Source organism: Amycolatopsis sp. YIM 10, assembly GCF_009429145.1.
GTDB lineage: Bacteria > Actinomycetota > Actinomycetes > Mycobacteriales > Pseudonocardiaceae > Amycolatopsis.
Genome location: NZ_CP045480.1, coordinates 4,917,308 through 4,936,015 on the forward strand (window position 1 = coordinate 4,917,308; position 18,708 = coordinate 4,936,015).

The window sequence follows — 18,708 nt, forward strand, 5'->3', positions numbered from 1 at the left end:
CCGGTCTCCTCAGCCGAGGGTGGCGAGGAATGCCTCCAACCGGTCGTTGAACGGACCCGGGGCCACGTAGAAGCCCATGTGCGTGGGCATTTCGGCGAACTCGGCGGAGGGCATGTGCTCGGTGACCCAGGCCTGCGCGGTGGGCAGCCAGTCGTCCCTGGAGTAGACGAGCGTGGGCACGGTCGCCGCGGTTTCGGTGGCCACGGCGGTGAAGTCGGAGCACATGCCGTCACCGAGAACGGCGATCGCCGGGTCCTGCGGCATCAGCAGGCCCTGCCGCATGGCCCAGGCCACCTCCGGATCGGTGTCCGGTGTGGACGGTGGCTTGGCCAGCATGATCTTCACCTGCTCGGTCCAGAACGCGGTGCGGTCGTCCACCGCGGCACGCATGATGGCGGGCAGGCCCGCCGGGACGAGCGGTGACTCCGACCAGGCCGGGTCGCCCGCGGCGGCCCAGCTCTTCGGCGGCTGGTCCAGCACGACCACCCCGGCGACCCGGTCGAAGCCGAAGTCGCGCAGGTAGGCGAACACGTCGTAGGAGCCGTAGGAGAAGCCGACCAGCACCGCGCCGGTCAGGCCGAGCGCGCGCAGGAAGGCGTCGAGATCCTGGCCGCGGGTGGTGAAGTTGTTGCCCTGCGGCGTTTTCTCCGATCTTCCTTGGCTGCGCGGATCGTAGCTGAGCACGCGGTGGCTACCGGCGAAGTGGGTCAGCTGGTGGCCGAAGAACTCGGTGGTGGCCATCCAGCCGGGAACGAAGACCAGCGGTCGGCCCGTGCCACGGTCGGCGTAGTGCACGGTGACCCCGGTGGACAGGCGGAGCTGATTACCCGAGGTGGCGTCCGCGGTTCCGGTGGTGGCACCCAGCGGAACGGCACTGAGCGAAACCGCACCGAGTGCTGCGGCACCGCGAAGCGCGGTCCGGCGGTTGACGGTGGGAGCCATGGCTGGTCCTTTCCTCAGGGTGGCCGTCATCGGCGGGCGGTGACGGGCAGTGCGGTCAGGCCGCGGATGAGCAGACTGTCGCGATAGGACAGTTGGCCGGGGAGGACGGCGAGGTCGGGTGCGCGGGTGAACAGCGCGCGCAGGGCCAGCCCGCCTTCCATACGAGCCAGCGGCGCGCCGAGGCAGCGGTGGATGCCGGAGCCGAAGGCGAGGTGCTTGTTGTCCGGCCGGGTCAGTTCGAGCCTGCCGGGATCGGCGAACCGGGCGGGATCGTGGTTGGCCGCGCCACGCAGGACCAGCACCTGCTCGCCCTCGGCGATGTGGTGCTCCCCGAGCGCGACGTCCTCCAGCGCGGTCCGCACGGTGAGCTGCGATGGGGCGTCGAAGCGCAGCAGTTCCTCCAGCGCGGTCACCGCGATGCCGGGCTCGGCGAGGAACTGTTCCCGTTCGGCGGGGTGGCGGATCAGCGCCAGGGTGCCGTTGCCGATCAGGTTGGTGGTGGTGCCGTGCCCGGCGATGAACATCAGGATGCCGGTGCCGCGCAGCTCCCTCGGATCCAGGTCGTCGAGCGTGGCCAGTGCGCTGAGCAGGTCTTCGGCGGGGTCGTCGCGCTTGCGGGCCAGCAGGTTCCCGAAGTATTCGTCCAAAGTGGCCAGTGCGGCGTCGCGCCGGGCACCGCGCTCGTCGGTCAGGGCGAAGGTCGGGTCGATCCCGGCGAGGAAGTCCTGCGCGGCCGCCATCACCATGGGCCGGTCGCCGTCGGGCACCCCGAGCAGTTCACAGACCGTGGCCAGCGACAGCGGGTGGGCGAGCGAGCCGATCACGTCGAACTCCGGTGCGGCGAACGCGGCGTCGAGCAGGCGCTCGATCTCCCGCTCGACGTACGGGCGCAGCCGGTTGACAAAGGCGGGCCCGAACACCCGGCGGACGGCCGCGCGCACCCGCGTGTGCTGCGGCGGGTTCATGAACAGGAGGAAGTTGTCCTGGTCGGCCGAGCCGCCGAGCAGGGCGTCCGGCGTGTGCACCGGACGGCCCTGCGGATGGCCGAAGCGCTGGTCGGCCAGCACCTCCACGCACCGGTCGTAGCCGCTGACCACCCAGAATCCGGCGGACCCGCGGTGCACCGGGTTCCGTTCGCGCAGGCGGGCGTAGTGCTGGTAGGGATTGTCGCGGAAGCCGGGGGAGGCCGGGTCGAAACCGAGTGCGTCGGTGAACACCTCGTGCAGGGTCGTGCCGGTCATCGTAGTTGCGCCTCCGCTTCCAGTGCCGCCAGCGTGCGCTCGGCCTTTTCTTTGCGGGACAAGGAGATCCGCGTGCCGAGCCGGGTCAGGTAGGCGCGCAGGTACCGGGCGCGCAGGTGCGGCGGGTCGATGGGGCGGTCCAGGAACGGCAGATCGGTCTCCATCAGCACGCGCAGCGCCACCAGCGGTACCGGACCGCGCATGGGCCGGAAATCGGGGTTGTGCGCACCGGGGATCTCGTTGCCGGGGAAGACCGGGCCCAGCATCAGCCCGTCGTCGACGAAGGCGGGTTTGAGCCGCCGGAGCATGCCGCCGAGCAGGTCGGGGGCCTGCTCGGCGGGCAGCCCCGGGAAGGCGATGATCAGAGCCTTCTCGGTGGCGCGCTCCGGTTCGACCGGGTCGAGGCCGGTGAACACGGCGGCGAGTTCGGTCAGCCGGGCGTCGAGCCGCGCGGCGTTTTCGGTGGCCGCCGGGACTTCGGTGAACCACAGCGTGTTGTGGCGCAACGCGGACCGCACGTAGGGGCAGACCACCCCGGGCCTGCCGAGGTCCGGGTGCGGGGCGGAGAGGTACTTCTCGGCCCAGTCGAGCGCGGTGGCCAGCGCGGGCAGCTCGGTGGACCGGGCACGGACCTCTTCGTTGGCGTGGATGACCGGCTGGCTCATGGATTCCCTCCTGGCACGGAGATGGCGGCGGCCGGGACGTCCGGCGTGGCCGGGCGCAGGTCGTAGTGGCTCGGCCTGCCGTCGATCCGGACCAGCCGGGCATCCAGTGATTCGGCCTGGTGACGGTGCATGAAGCGGTAACCGTCGCCGGTCCGCACGCAGACCGAGTGCCACGGGGTGAGCCAGCCTTCGTGCGGCTGGTCGGACAGCAGCACCCCGATCTTCGGCGCGTGCGGCGCCTGCGGGTGGATGGACAGCCGGACGGCGTCCGGGAAGCGGCCCGCCACCAGCTGCCCCCACGCCGCCGACCGCTGGATCAGCCGGTAGGCGCGGTCCTTGCAGTCACGCCTGAGCCAGCTGCGGCTGCGCAGCGGCTCGACGGCGGCCCGGTCCTCGGTGAGGAACCGGTGGATGCCGTTGAACAGCCGCTTGCCCTCCGGATCGGTGAGCACCCGCGTCCGGACCGCGCCGAGTGGCTCGGCGTGGTCGCGGACCAGGATCTCGCGCATCCGGTCGAAGCTCAGGCCGGGCAAGGCGTCGTCGAGGCAGAACACCGAGAGCGTGTCCAGCCCGAGCCGGGTGATCATCGCCTCCAGCTCGCCGCGGTAGCTCGCGACGTCCTCATCGGACACGCCGACGACGTCGCTGAACACCCGGCCGTCGGAACAGATCACCACGCGCACCCCCGGTGGGTGCAGCTCGCCGAGGCGCAGGCAGAGCCGGTGCAGGAACCGCAGTCCTTGCTCCTCGGCGAGGTCGGGGAGCGGGCCGAGCACCTTGCGCGGGCTGGGGCTCTTGGCCGGGAACGCGGGCAGCACGCAGGTCACCGGACGACCGGCGGTCACCGACGGCAGCACCACGGGCAGGTGCGCGCGCACGCAGCAGTCCAGGGTGGGATCCGGGCACGGTCCGGCCCCGGGGTGGAGCCGGCGCACCTCGAACAGTTCGCGCAACAGGCGACCGGCGGTGACGGTGCTGGTGCTCATCTCGCCACCTCCGGCACCAGCGCGGCGGCGGGATCGGGGGACGGGGCGGCCAGCAGCCGGTCGAGCAGCTCCAGGTAACCGGCCACCAGCGCCTCGATCCGCGACCGGCGGTACCGGCCGGTGGCGTACTCCACGGTGAGCGTCCAGTTCCGGTCGCCGGGTGTGACCACCCAGGTCTGCTCGGTGCGGGACACCCCGAGGGCGATCTCGGTGGCGGTCACCGGCGGGGCGCCGGGCAGCCGGAGGGGCATCGGATCGGTGCTCTGCATGCCGAAACCGAGCCTGGGCGCGACGCCGTCGAAGGCCCCGCCGAGTTCGGCGGCCAGCACACTGCCGGGCACCGACTGCAGGGCGAGCAGATCGCGGGTGGCCTGCGCGGCGCGGCCGACCAGGTCGGTGAACGTCGACGCGCCGCCGACCGGCACGATCAGCCACGACATCTGCGCGAACAGGCCGGTCACGTGCTCGAAGCGGTCGTCGGGGCGGTTCACCACGGCCGAACCCGCCGCCAGTGCGGGAGTGCCGGTGAGCCGCGCGACGTAGGCCGCGAAGGCGGCGGCGAACACCGGGTACGTGGTGCAGCCGGCGGCCGCGCCCAGCGCGGTGGCCGAGGCGACGATCTCCGGGGGCAGCGGCACCGTGTACTCGTCGCCCGCGTCCGGCGGCAGGGCCGTCGGGCCGAGATCGTCGTCGGGAGGCAGGAAACTCGGACCGGGTACCGCGCGGTGGCGGTCCGCCCAGGCGCGGATGCGGGCGCGCGTGGCCGGGTTGGCGAGGTACTGCTGTTCCCAGGCGACAAAATCGGCGTAGTCCGCGACCGGCGTGGGCAGCCGGTCGGGCGTGCCGGTGCTCGCCGCGCGGTACAGCTCACCGAGTTCGGTGCCCAGGTTCGCCAGCGACCAGCCGTCCGCGATGCCGTGGTGCAGCGCGAGCAGGAGTTCCGGGGTGGCGGTCACCGCGGCTCGCAGCCCGATCGCACCGGTCAGGTCGAACGGCGCGCGGGCCCAGTCGCGGACGGCTTCCTCACCGCCGTCGAGGCGCGGGAGTTCGACCCGGGCCGGTGGCAGCACCCGCTGGCGCACCTCTCCGTCGTGCTCGAGGTAGACCGTGCGCAACGCCGGGTGCCGGCCGGTGAGCGCGGTGAGCGCGGCGGACAGGGCCGTGGTGTCCACATCGGACGGAAGGGGCAGGCGGACGGCGATGGTGGCCACCGCCGGGTCGCTCGCCCGCACCGTGCGGTGGTACCGGATCAGCTGCGCCACCGAGAGCGGGAACGGGTCCGTGCCCAGCGCGTCGGCCATGCCGCGCACGGTCGGCGTCTGGAAGAACGCCGGGATGTCCAGTGTGCGGCCGAGTTCGGCGCGGACCCGGTTGAGCAGGCGGACCGCGTTGAGGGAATGCCCGCCCAGTTCGAAGAACGACGCGTCCGGGGCCACCTCCGCCACGCCGAGTACGTCCGCCCAGATCGCGGCGAGCCGGGCGGCCAGCGGTGACGGTGCGGCGGCCGCCGCCGGTGCCGCCGGTTCGGGCAGTGCGCCGCGATCCAGTTTCCCGTTGTGGTTCAACGGGAGCGCGGGCAGCGACGACCACTTGACCGGGATCAGGTAGCCGGGCAACAGGCGGCCGAGTTCGGCTTCCAGCCGCCGCGGGTCGAGTTCGCCGCCCGACGGGACGACATAACCGGCGAGATAGGTCTCCCCGTTGCCGTCGGTGCGCGGGACCACGGCGGCATCGGTGACCCCGGGCAAGGCGCGCAGGCACCGTTCGGCCTCGGCGGGTTCCACGCGGTTGCCGCGGATCTGCACCTGACGGTCTCGCCGGTGCAGGAAGCGCAGCTTGCCGTCCTCGGCCCATCGGACGATGTCACCGGTGCGGTAGCGGCCGTCGGCGAACCGGCGCCCGGTCTCGTCCGGGTCGTTCAGATAGCCGTGGGCGAGCTGGCGGCCGCCGAGGTACAGCTCCCCGGCCGCTCCCGGCGGCAGCGGGCGCCGCCGGTCGTCGAGCACCTCGACGGTGGTGCCGGGCACCGGGCGGCCGATCGGTGGCGCCCCGCGGCCGTCGTCGGCGGGTACCTGGTCCCAGGTGGAGGCCACGGCCGCTTCCGTCGGGCCGTAGATGTTCCAGGCGCGGAACGGCAACCCGGCCGGTGCGTGCACACGCAGCCGGTCCCCGCCGATCACCAGATGCCGCAACGAAGTGCCCTCCGGCCAATCGAGGCCGAGCAGCAGTTCGCCGACCGGAGTCGGCACCGATGCCACGGTGACTCCCGTTTCGACCAGCCAGTCGCGCAGGGCGGGGACGTCGAACCGCAGTGCGGGCGGCACGGCGTACAGCGGGGCGCCGGTGCGCAGCGCGGCCCAGGTTTCCGAGGCGGAGGCGTCGAATCCGGGACTGGCGAACCAGGACAGCCGGTCGGCGCCGGTGATGCCCAGGCCGTCGACGTACCAGGCGATCGTGTTGGCGATGGCCCGGTGGGGGACCACCACGCCCTTCGGCCTGCCGGTGGAACCGGAGGTGAACAGCACATAGGCCGGGTCATCCGGGGTGAGGTCCACCGGCTCGGGGGCCTCGGCCGCCGGCAGGTCGTCCATGCCGATCACCGGCACATCCGACGGCTCCGGCCAGGGGCCGATCAGCGCGGCCACCCGGCCGAGCCCGATCATCTCCCGCTTGCGTGCCGACGGGTGCTCGGGATCGAGCGGCAGGTAGGCCGCTCCGGCGCGGACGGTGCCGAGCATGGCCGCCACGGCGTCGGCGCCGCGCGGCAGGTGCAGTGCCACCTGGTCGCCTCGCCCGACACCGGCGGCCAGCAGGGTGGCGGTGACCGCGTCGGCGCGGCGTTCCAGCTCGGCGCCGCCGGTGGTGCCCCGCTCGTCGGTGACCGGGCCGCAGCGCGCGCCTTCGTGCACGATCCGCGGCCCGTCGGCGGGCGGGCCGCCGTCCTGCCAGCGCGACAGCAGCGCGGTGTCCGCGGTGGTGATCGACGGCAGGTCGTCGATCGGGTCGTCGGTGCCGATGGCGGTGTCCAGTACCAGGAGCAGGTGGTCGAGCAGCCGCCCGGCGGTGGCCGGATCGAACAGGTCGGCGTCGTAGGCGAGCCGGGCCTGGATGTTCTCGCCGGTGTCGGTCAGCAACAGGGTCAGGTCGAACGGCGCGCGTTCGGCCATCTCCGGCAGCAACTCCGCCTGGAGCCCGGGAAGGTCGAACTCGAACACGGCGCCGTTGTCGTACTCGATGGCGACGTCGAAGAGCGGGTTGCGCAGGCTGCCGCGGGTACCGAGGTCGGCCGCGAGGGTGCCGAAGGACACGCCACGGTGTTCCTGCGCGTCCATCAGCGTGTCACGCGCCGACCGCACCAGTGCGGCGAACCCGGCGCCGGGGTCGATCCGCAGGCGCAGCGGCAGGGTTTCGACAAAGAAGCCGACCGCCTCTTCCGTCCCTTGTGGACGGTTCGCCACCGGCGTGCCGAGCACCAGGTCGGACTGGCCGCCGAACCGGCGCAGCACCACGGCGAACGCGGCGAGCAGCACGGTGAACGTGGTGGCGCGCGACTGCCTGCCGTACCGCTTGAGCCGGGCGGTCAGCTCGGTGCCGAGTTCGGCGCCGGCCGACGCGCCCCGCCCACCTGGCCGCGCGGGCCGTGGCCTGGCCAGCGGCAACGCCGGTTCGGGTGGCGGCGGGGTGAGCTGGGCGCGCCAGTACTCCAGGTCCGCCGGGGATTCCGGCTCGGCGGGCGGCACGGGGGCGATCGGCGCGAGGCCGGGCTCGCGGCCCTCCCGGTGCGCGCGGTAGGCCTCGGAGATCTCCCTGGTCAGCACCTGGGCCGACCAGGTGTCGACGACCAGGTGGTGCATGCGCAGCACAAGCAGGTGCTCGTCGTCGGCGAGGCGGAGCAGCCGGGGGTCGAACAGCGGCCCGGCCGCGAGGTCGAAGCCGTGCGCGCTCTCCTCCGCGACCACTTCGGCCACCCGGTCCGCGAGGTCACCGGGCCGGTCGAGCACGGGCAGCTCCACCGGCCGGTGGCCGAGCACCACCCGGCGGGGTTCACCGTGGTCGGACCGGAACACCGAACGCAGCGCGGGATGCCTGGCGACCACGGTGTCCACCGCGGCCCTCAGCGCGCCGGCGTCCAGGTCACCGCGCAGCCGGATCAGCCGCGACTCGGTGTGCGTCGGCCGGTCGGGCAGTGCTTGTTCGAGAAACCAGATGCGTTGCTCGGCCGGTGACAGCGGGGTGCCGGGCTCGGCGGTGAAGCGCTGCCGCAGCCGGTCGATCTGCGGCAGGGCCGCGACGATCCGGTCCGGCGGCAGGCCGAAGTCGACGAAGCACGCCACCTCGTCGACGCCGAGATCACGCACCCGGCGCACGATCGCCTCGGCGTCCTCCGGCGTGCCGATCAGCGCGCGGTCGGCGCAGTACTGGTCGTAGGCGCGCCGCAGCAGGAATTCGACGTCGTCGGGATGGGTGTGCTCGAGATCGATGCGGAAGCCGAGGCTGTTGGTCAGCTGCCCGAACAGCGCCAGCGAAGAGCGGAGGTAGTCGCAGAACGGGCCGAACGCCTCCGCGCGCACCTGTTCGGTGTCCGTGCCGAGATAGGTGTGCAGCAACAGCACGACCCGGCCGCGATCGGGGTCCAGCCCGGCGTCCGCGCGGGCCCGCCGGTACCGGGCGATGTTCTCGGCGAGCTGGTCGACGGTCTGGGCCATCAGGTTGGTCACCACGCCGATGCCCGCCGCGCCTGCCCGGCGGTAGCTCTCGGGATTGCCGACCACCGCCGTGTAGAACTCCGGCTCGGCCTGGACCGGGCGCGGGTACAGGCGGACCTCGGCCTCCTCGCCGTTGCCCGCGCGGCGGGTCACCGCGTCGCCGCGCCACAGCGTCCGGATGGTGTCGATGCTCTCGTAGAGCACCTCGCGGTGTCGTTCGTAGTTGTCCGGGGCGAGCACGAAGTCCTTGGCGTGCCAGCCACTCGCGCAGCCGAGGCCGACCCGGCCGCCGGAGAGGTTGTCCACGACGGACCACTCCTCGGCCACCCGGATCGGGTCGTGCAGCGGCAGCACGGCGCAGCCGGAGTTGAGGCGGACGCGGCTGGTCCGCCCGGCCAGCGCGGCGGCCAGCACCGACGGATTCGGGAAGATGCCGCCGAAGGAGTCGAAGTGCCGTTCGGGCAGCCAGACCGCGTGCAGCCCGTGCCGGTCGGCGAATTCGGTGGCTTCGAGCACCGTGCGGTACTTCTCGCCGGGGGTGTCGCGGGGGTAGTCGCCGAAGAAGTACAGGCTGAAGTCCGGGGTGGTGCGGCCGATCTCCGGCACGGGTTCGGGTTCTGGTTTTGGTGCCGGTTCCGCGGCCGGTCGCGGCGCCGGGATCGCCGGTGGTTGCCTGCGCGCGGCCGGAGCCGGTGTCGCGGGGCCGGGGAGGAAACCGCCTTGGCGGAGGTCGTGCAGTGAGTTCCGGACGGCGTCGAGCACGAAGTCCACGTCGGCGTCGGTGTGCGCGGTGGAGAGGAAGAAGTTCCGCCATTCCCAGACGTGGACGCCTTCCAGCATCAGGTGGGAGAACAGCAGGTCGAGATTGCCGCGGTGGGCGAAGCGGAACAGTGAGCCGAAGTGCTCCACCCGCACCGGGAACTCGTACTCCTCGGCGAAGGAGTTCAGCGTCGCGGCGAGCCGGTCGGTGCGGGCGTTGAGGTCCGCCTGCAGGCCGGGGCCCGCCGCGCGGAGCCTGCCGAGCACCGCCCTGGCGGCGACCATGGACAGCGGGTGCTGGATGTAGGTGCCGCCGAAGAAGGTGGTGTCCCGCTCGGGCACGCTGTCGTCGCCGTAGCGCCAGAAGCCGCCGTCGACCAGATCCAGCAGGTCGGCCCGGCCGGCGATCGCGCCGATCGGCAGGCCGCCGCCGATCACCTTGCCGTAGGTGGCCAGGTCGGGGCGCACGCCGAACAGTTCCCGGGCGCCACGCGGGTGCGGGCGGAAGCCGGTGAGCATCTCGTCGAACATCAGCACCATGCCGTGCCGGTCGCACAACTCCCGCAGTGCCCTGACGAACTCCACCGGGCGGCGCAGCGGGTACCGGCTCGGCACCGGTTCGACCACCACCGCGGCGATCCGGTCGGCGTGGCGGGCGATCTCGTCCAAAGAGGACGGTTCGCCGTACGGCAGCACGAGCGTGTCGGCCACCGCGGCGGCCGGTACCCCGCTGGACACCGGGACGGTGCGCAGGCCGCCGTTCTCGCGGACCGAGCGGGCGAGCACCGGGTCCGAGTGGCCGTGGTAGGAACCCTCGAACAGGACCAGCAGGTCGCGGCCGGTGTGCGCGCGGGCGAGCCGGAAGGCGGCGGCGTTGGCCTCGGTGCCGGAGTTGGCGAAAGCGGCGCGGTCGGCGCCGGTCAGCTCGCACAGCAGGGCGGCGGCCTCTCCGGCGTCCTCGCCGCGCGGGCCCATGCGGAGGCCGTTGTCGAGGTGGGTGCGGACGGCCTCGGTGAGGAAGGCGGGGTCGTGGCCGAACAACAGGGTGCCGAAGCCCATGGTGATGTCGACGTACCGGTTGCCGTCGATGTCTTCGAGATACGCGCCGGTGGCCCGGCCGGCAGTGATGGGGTAGAGCAGTTCCTTGGTGGCGCGGCGAAACCCGACGATGGCGCGGCTGTCGGCGAGGCGGGTGCGGTGGCGCTGGGCAAGTTCCTTCGACTTCGCGGTGCGACGGGTGTAGCGGTCGACGAGTTCGTCGAAGTGCCGCTGCTGTTGCGAGGTGAGGCGGCCGGTGGCCATGCCGGTGCCGCCGACGTCGGCACGGGGCCCCAACTGTTGCGCCGCCTCCGGCGACTGCGGTGGCTTTGGCGGCTCCGGCGGGTGAGTGGGTTCGGGCGGGGGAGCGAGCGCCGGGGCCGGGGCGCCGCCGGACCGCGCGGCGAGTTGCTCCGACATCAGGCTGGTGAACTTGTCCACCAGCGCGAGCTGGTCCCGGATCAGCGAATCGAGTTCCCCGCCACCCGCCCGCGCCACAACCGGCGCGGACGCGGGGGTTTGGTTCGGCGCCGCCGCCGGTGCGACGGGCGCCGCTCCCGCCGCTGCGACGGGTGCTGCCGCCGGTGCCGGTGCCGCCGCCGCTGCCGAGGCGAGGGCCGGTGCTACCGCCGCTGTCGGCGCTGGAGCAGCCGCCGGTTCCGGGGACGCTGCGGGAGCCGGGTTCGGTGTTGCGGGTGGGGTGGGGCGTTGCCGGGAGATTTCGGTGGCCAGGGCGGCCGGGGTGTCCAGCTCTTCGAACAGCCGCCGCATGGGGATTCGGACGGAGAAGCGGGTTTCCAGCTCTCGCAACATGGTGATCATCAGCAGCGAGTCGGCCCCGAGGTCGAGCAGGGACGCCTCCGGCCGGATTCGCGCCGGGTCGTCGCCGAGGTGCCTGGCCAGGATCTCGCGGATCTGCTCGAGGGTGTCGTCGGCGGGCATCTGCGGGGTACCTCCTGCGGGACCGGCCCAATGGCGTGACAGCTGGAACGGATAGGCGGGCAGCGGAACCCGCCTGCCACCGGGCCCCCAGTCGATCTCGGCGCCCAGGCAGAACAAGCGGTCCACGACGTCGGCCCGGACGGCGGGCAGCCAGGTGGTGCCCGGCCACTGCCTGCCCAGCGCGCACAGGCCGCTGTCCGGCCCGAGTTCGGCGAAGGTGGTGCAACCGGCGGCGACCAGTGCGTCGATCCCCGGTCCGTAGCGGGCCGGGGCGCGGGTGTGCTGCCGCAGGTGGGCGGGACCGAGCCGGGTGCCGGGTTCGTGCCGGACGGCACCGGCCCCGTCGAGCAACGGCAGCCGCAGCGGGTGCCATTCGACGCCCGCCGCGTGGCGGGCCAGCTCGTCGAGGATCGGGTCGACCGCGGCGGTGTGGAACGCCCGGCGCACATTCAGCCTGCGCGCCCACACCCCGTCGGCGGCCAGCATCCGCTCGGCCGAGTCCACCGCGTCCGGTGGCCCGGCCAGCACCACCTGATCCGGTCCGTTGTGGACGGACAGCGCCAGCTCCGGCACCGCGTCGGCGATCCGCCTGGCCACGGCCGGATCACCGACCGCGAGCATCGCACCCTCGGCGACCTCGTTCTCAAGCAGGCGCCCGCGTACCGCGGCCAGCTGCATGACATCCACTTCGGACAGCGCGCCGGCCACGTGGAGCGCGGCGTACTCCCCGGCGCTGTGGCCGATCACCACGTCCGGCCGCACCCCGGCCGCGTCCAGCGCGGCCGCCTGCGCCAGTTGGATCGCGGTCAGCGCGGGCAGCAGGGTCGCCACCGTGTGCGCCCCGGCGGGGAACAGCTCCCGGCCCCACGTGCGCGCGTGCCGTGCGGCACAACGGTCGAGCACCTCGGCCGCGGCCGGGTCCGACCGCAACCAGCCGGGTACCCCGGCAGTCCCGGATCCCTGACCGGAGAAGGCGAACACCACCGGACCCGGCCGCGCCTCACCGCGCACGCCGTCGCCGCGGCGCAACGCGGCGGCCGCCTCCGCCGCCGTCCCGGCTCGCACTACCAGCCGGGACGGGTGGAGCCGCCGCCCGGAACCCAGTGTCCGCAGCATGTCGTCGGCACGCGGCGGGTCCGCCTCGTCGAGGCGATCGGCCATCCGCGCGGCCAGCTCCCGCAGCGCCTCCGCGGTCCGCGCACTCAGCGGGATCACATACGGGCCACGGCTTTCACCAGGCGGAACGGGAGCCGGTGGCTCTTCGAGCACCACGTGGGCGTTCGTGCCGCCGACACCGAGCGCGCTCACCCCGGCGCGACGCGGCCCCGGGGTCGGCCACGGCTCGCCCGAGGCCAGCCGGATCGTGTCGCCCATCGACCCCAGTTCCGGGTTGGGTTCCTCGAACCCGGCCAGCGGCGGGATGTGCCCGTGCCGCAGCGCCAGCACGGTCTTGATCAACCCGGCCAGGCCGGCGCAGCTGTCCAGGTGCCCGATGTTGGGCTTGACCGAGCCGACCACCAGCGGGTGCGGGCGGTCGCCGAACACCGACCGCACCGCGCGCAGTTCGATCGGGTCGCCGATCGCGGTGCCCGTGCCGTGCGCCTCCAGGTATCCGATCGAGTCCGGCGCCACCCCGGCGGCGGCGAGCGCCTGCCGGATCACCGCGGACTGCCCGGCCACCCCCGGCGCCGTGTAACCGGCTTTGGCGGCACCGTCGTTGTTGACCGCCGAGCCCAGCAGCACCGCGTGCACGGTGTCACCGTCGGCGATGGCGTCTTCGAGCCGCTTCAGCAGCACCGCGGCGACGCCGTTGCCGCCGACCGTGCCGTCCGCCGCCGCGTCGAAGGCCCGGCAGGCGCCGGTGCGCGAGAGGATCGAACCTTCCTGGTAGCGGTACCCGCAGGCCTGCGGCACGTGCACGGCCGCGGCGCCGGCCAGCGCCAGCCTGGTTTCCCCGGCCAGCAGCGATCGGGCGGCCAGGTGCACCGCGACCAGCGAGGTCGAGCAGGCGGTCTGCACGCTCATCGCCGGTCCGGTCAGGCCGAGCCGGTAGGCCACCCGCGTCGCCAGGAAGTCTGGCTGGTTGCCGATCGCCACCTGCAACGCGGCGAGCTGGTCGCCCCGGTCGACGTCGGATAGCTGCTCCATCAGGTAGTTGCGCAGGCTGTACAGCGACATGCCACCACCCGCGTAGACGGCCACATCCTCGCTTCGCCCGTAACCGCCGTGTTCCAGCGCTTCGTGGCAGACCTGGAGGAAGAGCCGCTGCTGCGGGTCGGTCAGCGCCGCCTCGCGCGGGCTGAGGCCGAACAGGTCCGCGTCGAACCCGGCGATGTCGTCGAGCGCGCCGCTGACCGGGACGTAGTCGGGGTGGTCGACCAACTCGGGCGGTAGTCCGGCGGCGAGCAGCTCGGACCTGGAGAACCGGCGCAGGCTGACCCGCCCGGCGGACAGGTTCGCCCAGTACTGCTCCAATGTGGACGCACCGGGGAACCGCGCGGCCATGCCGATCACCGCGATCCGGCCGGTGGCCTGGGCGGCGGCCGGGCGGATCGAGCCGTTCGAGCCGTTCGTGCTGCCGGAGAGGTAACGCACCAGCGCGGCCTCCGACGCGTGCTCGAACAACGCGGTCAGCGGCAGGTCGCGGCCGAGTGCCCGGCGCAGCCGGTCATGCAGCCGCACCAGTTCCACCGAACCGAGCCCGGCTTCGTGGAACGGCGTGGCCGGATCGGTGCCACCGGGCAGCACCTCGCGAAGGGCCTCTCGCACCTGCCGCGCCGGCCCGAGCGAGTCCTGCCCGACCTGGGCGGGCTCCGGGGCCGCTGTCTCGGCGGGCGGCGGAAGGGGAACCCCGAAAGCGTCGGTTTCCCGTCCTACCACGGTTTCCAGTGCCCACGGCGGGTCGACCGCCTGCCGCGCGAGCGGCGCACCGTGGTCGACGCCGAACAACACCGTTCCCGGCGGCAGGCGCAGCGCGGCGATGGTCAGCGCGGGCACGTCTTCGCGGTTCAGCGAACGCATGCGCCGCCGGTGCACCCGGTCGAGTGCGGCGCCGCCCGCGCTGACGCCGGTGTCACGCACCAGCGGCCAGACCAGGCAGTGCGCGCCGAGATGCTCGGCGAGTGCTTCGGTGAACCGGTTCGCCGCGACGTAGGCACCGGTCGCGGCGGCCGGGAAACGGCTCAGCAGCGAGGAAACGAGCACCAGCCTGCTGCCCGGCCGGGCCCGCACCAGTTCGGCGGCATTGCGTGCCCCGGCCACCTTCGCACCGGTCGCGGCATCGAAGGCGGCCGCGGTCAGTTCGGTGGCGGGCGCCGATTCGAAGGTCCCCGCGAGGTGGAGCACCCCGTCCAGCGGTGCGTCCCACTCCCGCTCGGCGGCGGTGACCGCGGCTTCCAGCGCACCGAGGTCGCGGACGTCGGCGACGGCGTAGCGCACGTCGCCGAGTTCCGGTGGCGCGGGCGAGCGGCCGGTCACGAGCAGTTGCACCCCGGCCCGGCGCAGCTCGTCCACCACCACGCGGCCGAGCCCGCCGTGCCCGCCGGTGACCAGCCAGCGGCTGCCCGGCTCGAATCCCGGCCCGGTACCGGTCAGCCCAACAGGGACCAGCACCCGCGTGACCGGCAGATTGTCACGCCAGGCGACCACCGGTTCCGAGTGCTGCCAGTCGAGCGCCTCGGCCAGGCGCGCGGCGTCCGCTTCGAGATCGGTACCGGCCAGGTCGAGGTGCCACGCCCGGACGCCGGTCCGGTCGGCCGCGTAACCGTCGGCGAGCCCGGCGAGCAACGCGGCGGGCCAGCCGGGCGCTTCGGTGCCGGTGACCCGGAAGACTCCGGCCGTGACCACCACCAGCGTGCCGGTCCACCCGGCCGCGGCGAGCGCGCCGAACAGCTCGAGCGTCCGCGCCACCTCGTTGGCATCCACAGTGGACGGTGCGAACAGGACGGTCGGCGGCAGGACCGCCGGAAGCGGTTCTCCCCGGCGCAGCACGGTGACCCCGTCACGCTGCTCGGCCAGCCGGTCCACCAGCCCACGGGGATCGGCGATCGCCAGGACCGCGGCGCCGGACCGGCCGCGGGTGAAGGCGCGGGGCACCCACTCGGGCCGGTGGGCGTAGGACGGCGGTGCGGCGGGGGTGGTCCCGTAGGCACCGGCGAGCAGGCGCACCCGCATCTCGGCGCGCCTGATCTTCCCGCTGGTGGTGCGTTCGAACGCGGCTTCGGGAATCGGCACCAGCAGGGGAGCGGTCAGGCCGAGGCGGGTGGCGAGCAAGCTCCGGATCTTCTCGCCGGTGGCGTGGTGCGCCGGGCCGTCGGGCACGTAGACCAGGGCTGGTCGTTCGGTTCCGCTGGCGTCCGGGACCCCGACGGCCGCCACCAGCCCGGCACGCACCCCGGTCACCGTCCCGGCCAGCGCTTCGATCTCGTGGCAGAAGTGGTGCACGCCGTTGACGATCAGGATTTCCTTGGCCCGGCCGGTGACGGTCAGCTTGCCGTCGACGACAAAACCGAGGTCACCGGTGTCGAACCAGCCGTCGCCGGGAAAGGCCGCGCGATCGGCCTCCGGATTGTCCCGGTAGCCGGGCAGCACTCGTTCCGAGCGCACCAGCAGCCTGCCGATCCGCCGTTCGGGCAGGGTGGCGCCGTCGGGCCCGGCGATCCGGATCTCGTTGCCGGGGGCCGGTGCGCCCATGCTGAGAAAGGTGGTGCTGCCGGGGCCGGGGCGCCTGGTCAGATGCAGCACCGCGCCCGGACGGGCGTCGCGGACGTGCTGCACGGCGTCGTGCCCGTACCGTTCGAAGGTCAACGCGGTGCACGTCTCGGCCATGCCCCAGGCCAGAACCAGCGCGCCCGGGTCGAGGCCGAACGGGGTCACCGCGCGCAGGAACGCGTCCAGCACCGGCTGGGTGCACTGCTCCCCGGCGTCGGTGAGCGTGCGGACCGCGCTGAGGTCCCACCGCCTGCCGTCGTGCCCGTCCAGCGCGCCGGCCAGCAGGCGGAAGCCGAAGTTGGGCGCCCACGAGTGCTGGGCGCGGTGCTCGTGGAGCAGGTCCAGCCAGCGCAGCGGATCGGCCAGTACCCGCGCGGTCGGCGTGTGCACGGTTTCGCAGCCGAGCACGAGCGGCCCGAGGTGGAACATCGCCACCCCGCCGACGTGGTCCAGCGGCAGCCAGTTGACAAAAACGTCGCCGGTGCGCAGGCCGATCGCCGCCCTGGCGTCCTGCGCGTAACGCACGATGCCGCGGTGGGTCAGCGGGATCACCTTGGCCACGCCGGTGCTGCCGGAGGACAACTGCAGGATCGCCACGTCCCCGGGCGCCGGAGCCGGTGCGGGTTCGGCCGGTTCGCCCCGTTCGCAGTCGGCGACGTCGAGCACGACGATTCCCGCGCCGCCGCCGAAACCGTGCCGGGCGCCGAAGTTCCGCAGTGCCCGGGGGAGTTCGCCACCGGAGAGCACCACCGGTTCACCGAGTGCGTGCCAGGCGTGCTCGAACTTGTCCAGCACCGGGTTGCGTTCGCCGTAGTCCGCGGCCGGGGCCACCGCCACCGGGTGGAACCCGCCGAGCAGGCAGGCCCACAGGCCGACGAAGTGCTGCTCCAGGTCGTCGCAGTGCAGGATCACCGCGTCCCCCGGCTCGATGCCGGCGGCTCGCAGCCCGCCCAGCGCGCGCCCGGCGCGGCGCAGCAGTTCGGGGAAGGTGACCTGCCGCGTTCCCCGGTCGTCGACGACGGTCACGCCGCGCTCCGGCCACTGTTCGGCGGCGCGGAACATCGCCTCCCGCACGGTCTGCGGATCATCCGGCTCGACCACGGGCGAGCCGGTGCTGACGTGGGAGGACGGCGCGTGCTCATCGTCCGCCTGGTCCGCCGGCGTGGCGTCCGCCGGGGGAGCTGTCACCGGTGGCCGGGCGGGCACCGGTGCGCCCGCCGAGACCGCCACCGGCAGCGCGGCCAGCTTCGCCGGATCCGGTTTTCCGTTGTGGTCGCGGGGAATCCGGCTCACCACGCTGACCAGCAGCGGGCTGCCGGGTGACAGCGCGAGCCCGGTGGCCGCGCGCCGCGTCTCGGCCGGATCCGCCCCGGGCGCGGGCACCACGTGCAGCACCCGGCCCGCGTGACGGTCCTCCAGCGCCGCGTCGTGCACCAGCGGATGCGCCAGCAACTCGGTGATCAGGTCCATGTCAGCGCCCTCCCGCGGTGTCTGCGGCTTCGGCGGGTTCGGCCGGCCCGCGCCTGCCCAGCGCGCCGGTCGCGACGCACACCGCCGCCACGACGAGCACCAGCCCGTGCATCAGCCCGGCCACTGCGACCACCGGCCAGAGTTCGGTCAGTGCCGCCGCGGCCAGCAACCCGGCGCCGAGGCCGACGTTCTCGGCGACCGCGGCGAAGCCGAAGTAGTGCCCGCGGTCCGGATCGGGCTCGGCCTGCAGCCGGGTGGTGTAGGTGATTTCGGTGTAGCCGTCGGCGATCCCGGCGACGAGCGCGGCCACCAGCAACCACGGCCACGGCATGGCGAAGGCCAGTACGAACGCCGCGGACATGACGCAGGTGCCCGCGGCGAACGCGCGCTCGTCGTGCCGTGGCGGCCGGTCGCGGTGCAGCCGGCGCACCACCCGGTGCGCGCCGAGCAGCCCGATCGCCCAGGTGGCCAGGAACCAGCCGACCAGTGCCGCGGGGTCCTCCGGCATCACCCGCGAGGCGAACACCGGCACCCCCACGTTGTGCGAAGCGGAGCCGAACGCGTCCAGTGCGCGGATGGCGAGGATCGCCAGCACCGGCGGCACGGCCACCAGCCCGGCCACCCGGGCCCACCGGCGGACCGGCGCGCCGTCCGCCCGCACGGCCGCCTTCGACGGCGCGGGGAAGGTCAGCGCCAGCACCGCGACGGTCGTGGCGGACACCCCGAAGGTCAGCGCGTCGACCACGAACGCGGTGCGGTAGCCCAGTGCGGCCACCAGTACACCGCCGGTGGCGAAGCCCGCGGTCATCGCGATCGCCCGGCCGGTCACCAGCATGCCGTTGGCCCGCATCCGGTCCGCCGCGCCGACCAGGTCCGGCACGCTGCTGCGCAACAGCACCACCGTGGTGTTGCCGAGCAGCCCGGTGGCCACCGCCACCACCGGCAGCAGCACCAGCCCGGCGTCACCACCGCCCGCGGTCGCCGCCACCAGCGCGAGCAACGCCGCCGCCTGGCCGAGATCGCAGGCGATCAGCACCGGCTTGCGCGGCAGCCGGGCGGCCACCGTGCCACCGGCCAGCCCGGCGGCGAACCCGGCGGCCAGCCGCAGCGCCATGAACAAGCCCATGCTCACCGCGCTGCCGGTGCGTTCCAGCACGAACAGGTTCAGCGCCACCATGTTCAGGTAGCCGCCGAAGTTGGACACCGTGGTACCGGCCACCAGTACCCGGAACCGCCGCAGTTCGGTCAT

The 18,708-nt window shown here is 73.6% G+C and carries 6 protein-coding genes; all 6 read right to left on the reverse strand.

The features are described from left to right. Positions 1–9 precede the first annotated feature (9 nt). Entirely contained in the window at positions 10–795 is a 786-nt protein-coding gene (locus YIM_RS23470; protein WP_194240270.1) for an alpha/beta fold hydrolase, read from the reverse strand. Positions 796–968: 173 nt separating this feature from the next. Then, entirely contained in the window at positions 969–2,183 is a 1,215-nt protein-coding gene (locus tag YIM_RS23475) for a cytochrome P450 (RefSeq protein ID WP_153032388.1), read from the reverse strand. Further along, a complete protein-coding gene (locus YIM_RS23480) occupies positions 2,180–2,848 on the reverse strand; it encodes a DUF6875 domain-containing protein (protein ID WP_153032389.1) in 669 nt (222 codons plus the stop codon). The genes YIM_RS23475 and YIM_RS23480 overlap by 4 nt, the downstream gene beginning before the upstream one ends. Continuing rightward, positions 2,845–3,834, reverse strand: coding sequence for an isocyanide synthase family protein (locus tag YIM_RS23485; protein WP_153032390.1), 990 nt, complete (start codon positions 3,832–3,834; stop codon positions 2,845–2,847). Before YIM_RS23485 ends, YIM_RS23480 begins: the two co-directional genes overlap by 4 nt. Next, positions 3,831–17,459 carry a non-ribosomal peptide synthetase/type I polyketide synthase gene (locus YIM_RS23490; RefSeq protein ID WP_153032391.1) on the reverse strand — a complete coding sequence of 4,543 codons (13,629 nt, stop codon included), beginning with the start codon at positions 17,457–17,459 and terminating at the stop codon, positions 3,831–3,833. Before YIM_RS23490 ends, YIM_RS23485 begins: the two co-directional genes overlap by 4 nt. 1 nt (position 17,460) lies before the next feature. Then, positions 17,461–18,708 carry an MFS transporter gene (locus tag YIM_RS23495; RefSeq protein ID WP_153032392.1) on the reverse strand — a complete coding sequence of 416 codons (1,248 nt, stop codon included), beginning with the start codon at positions 18,706–18,708 and terminating at the stop codon, positions 17,461–17,463.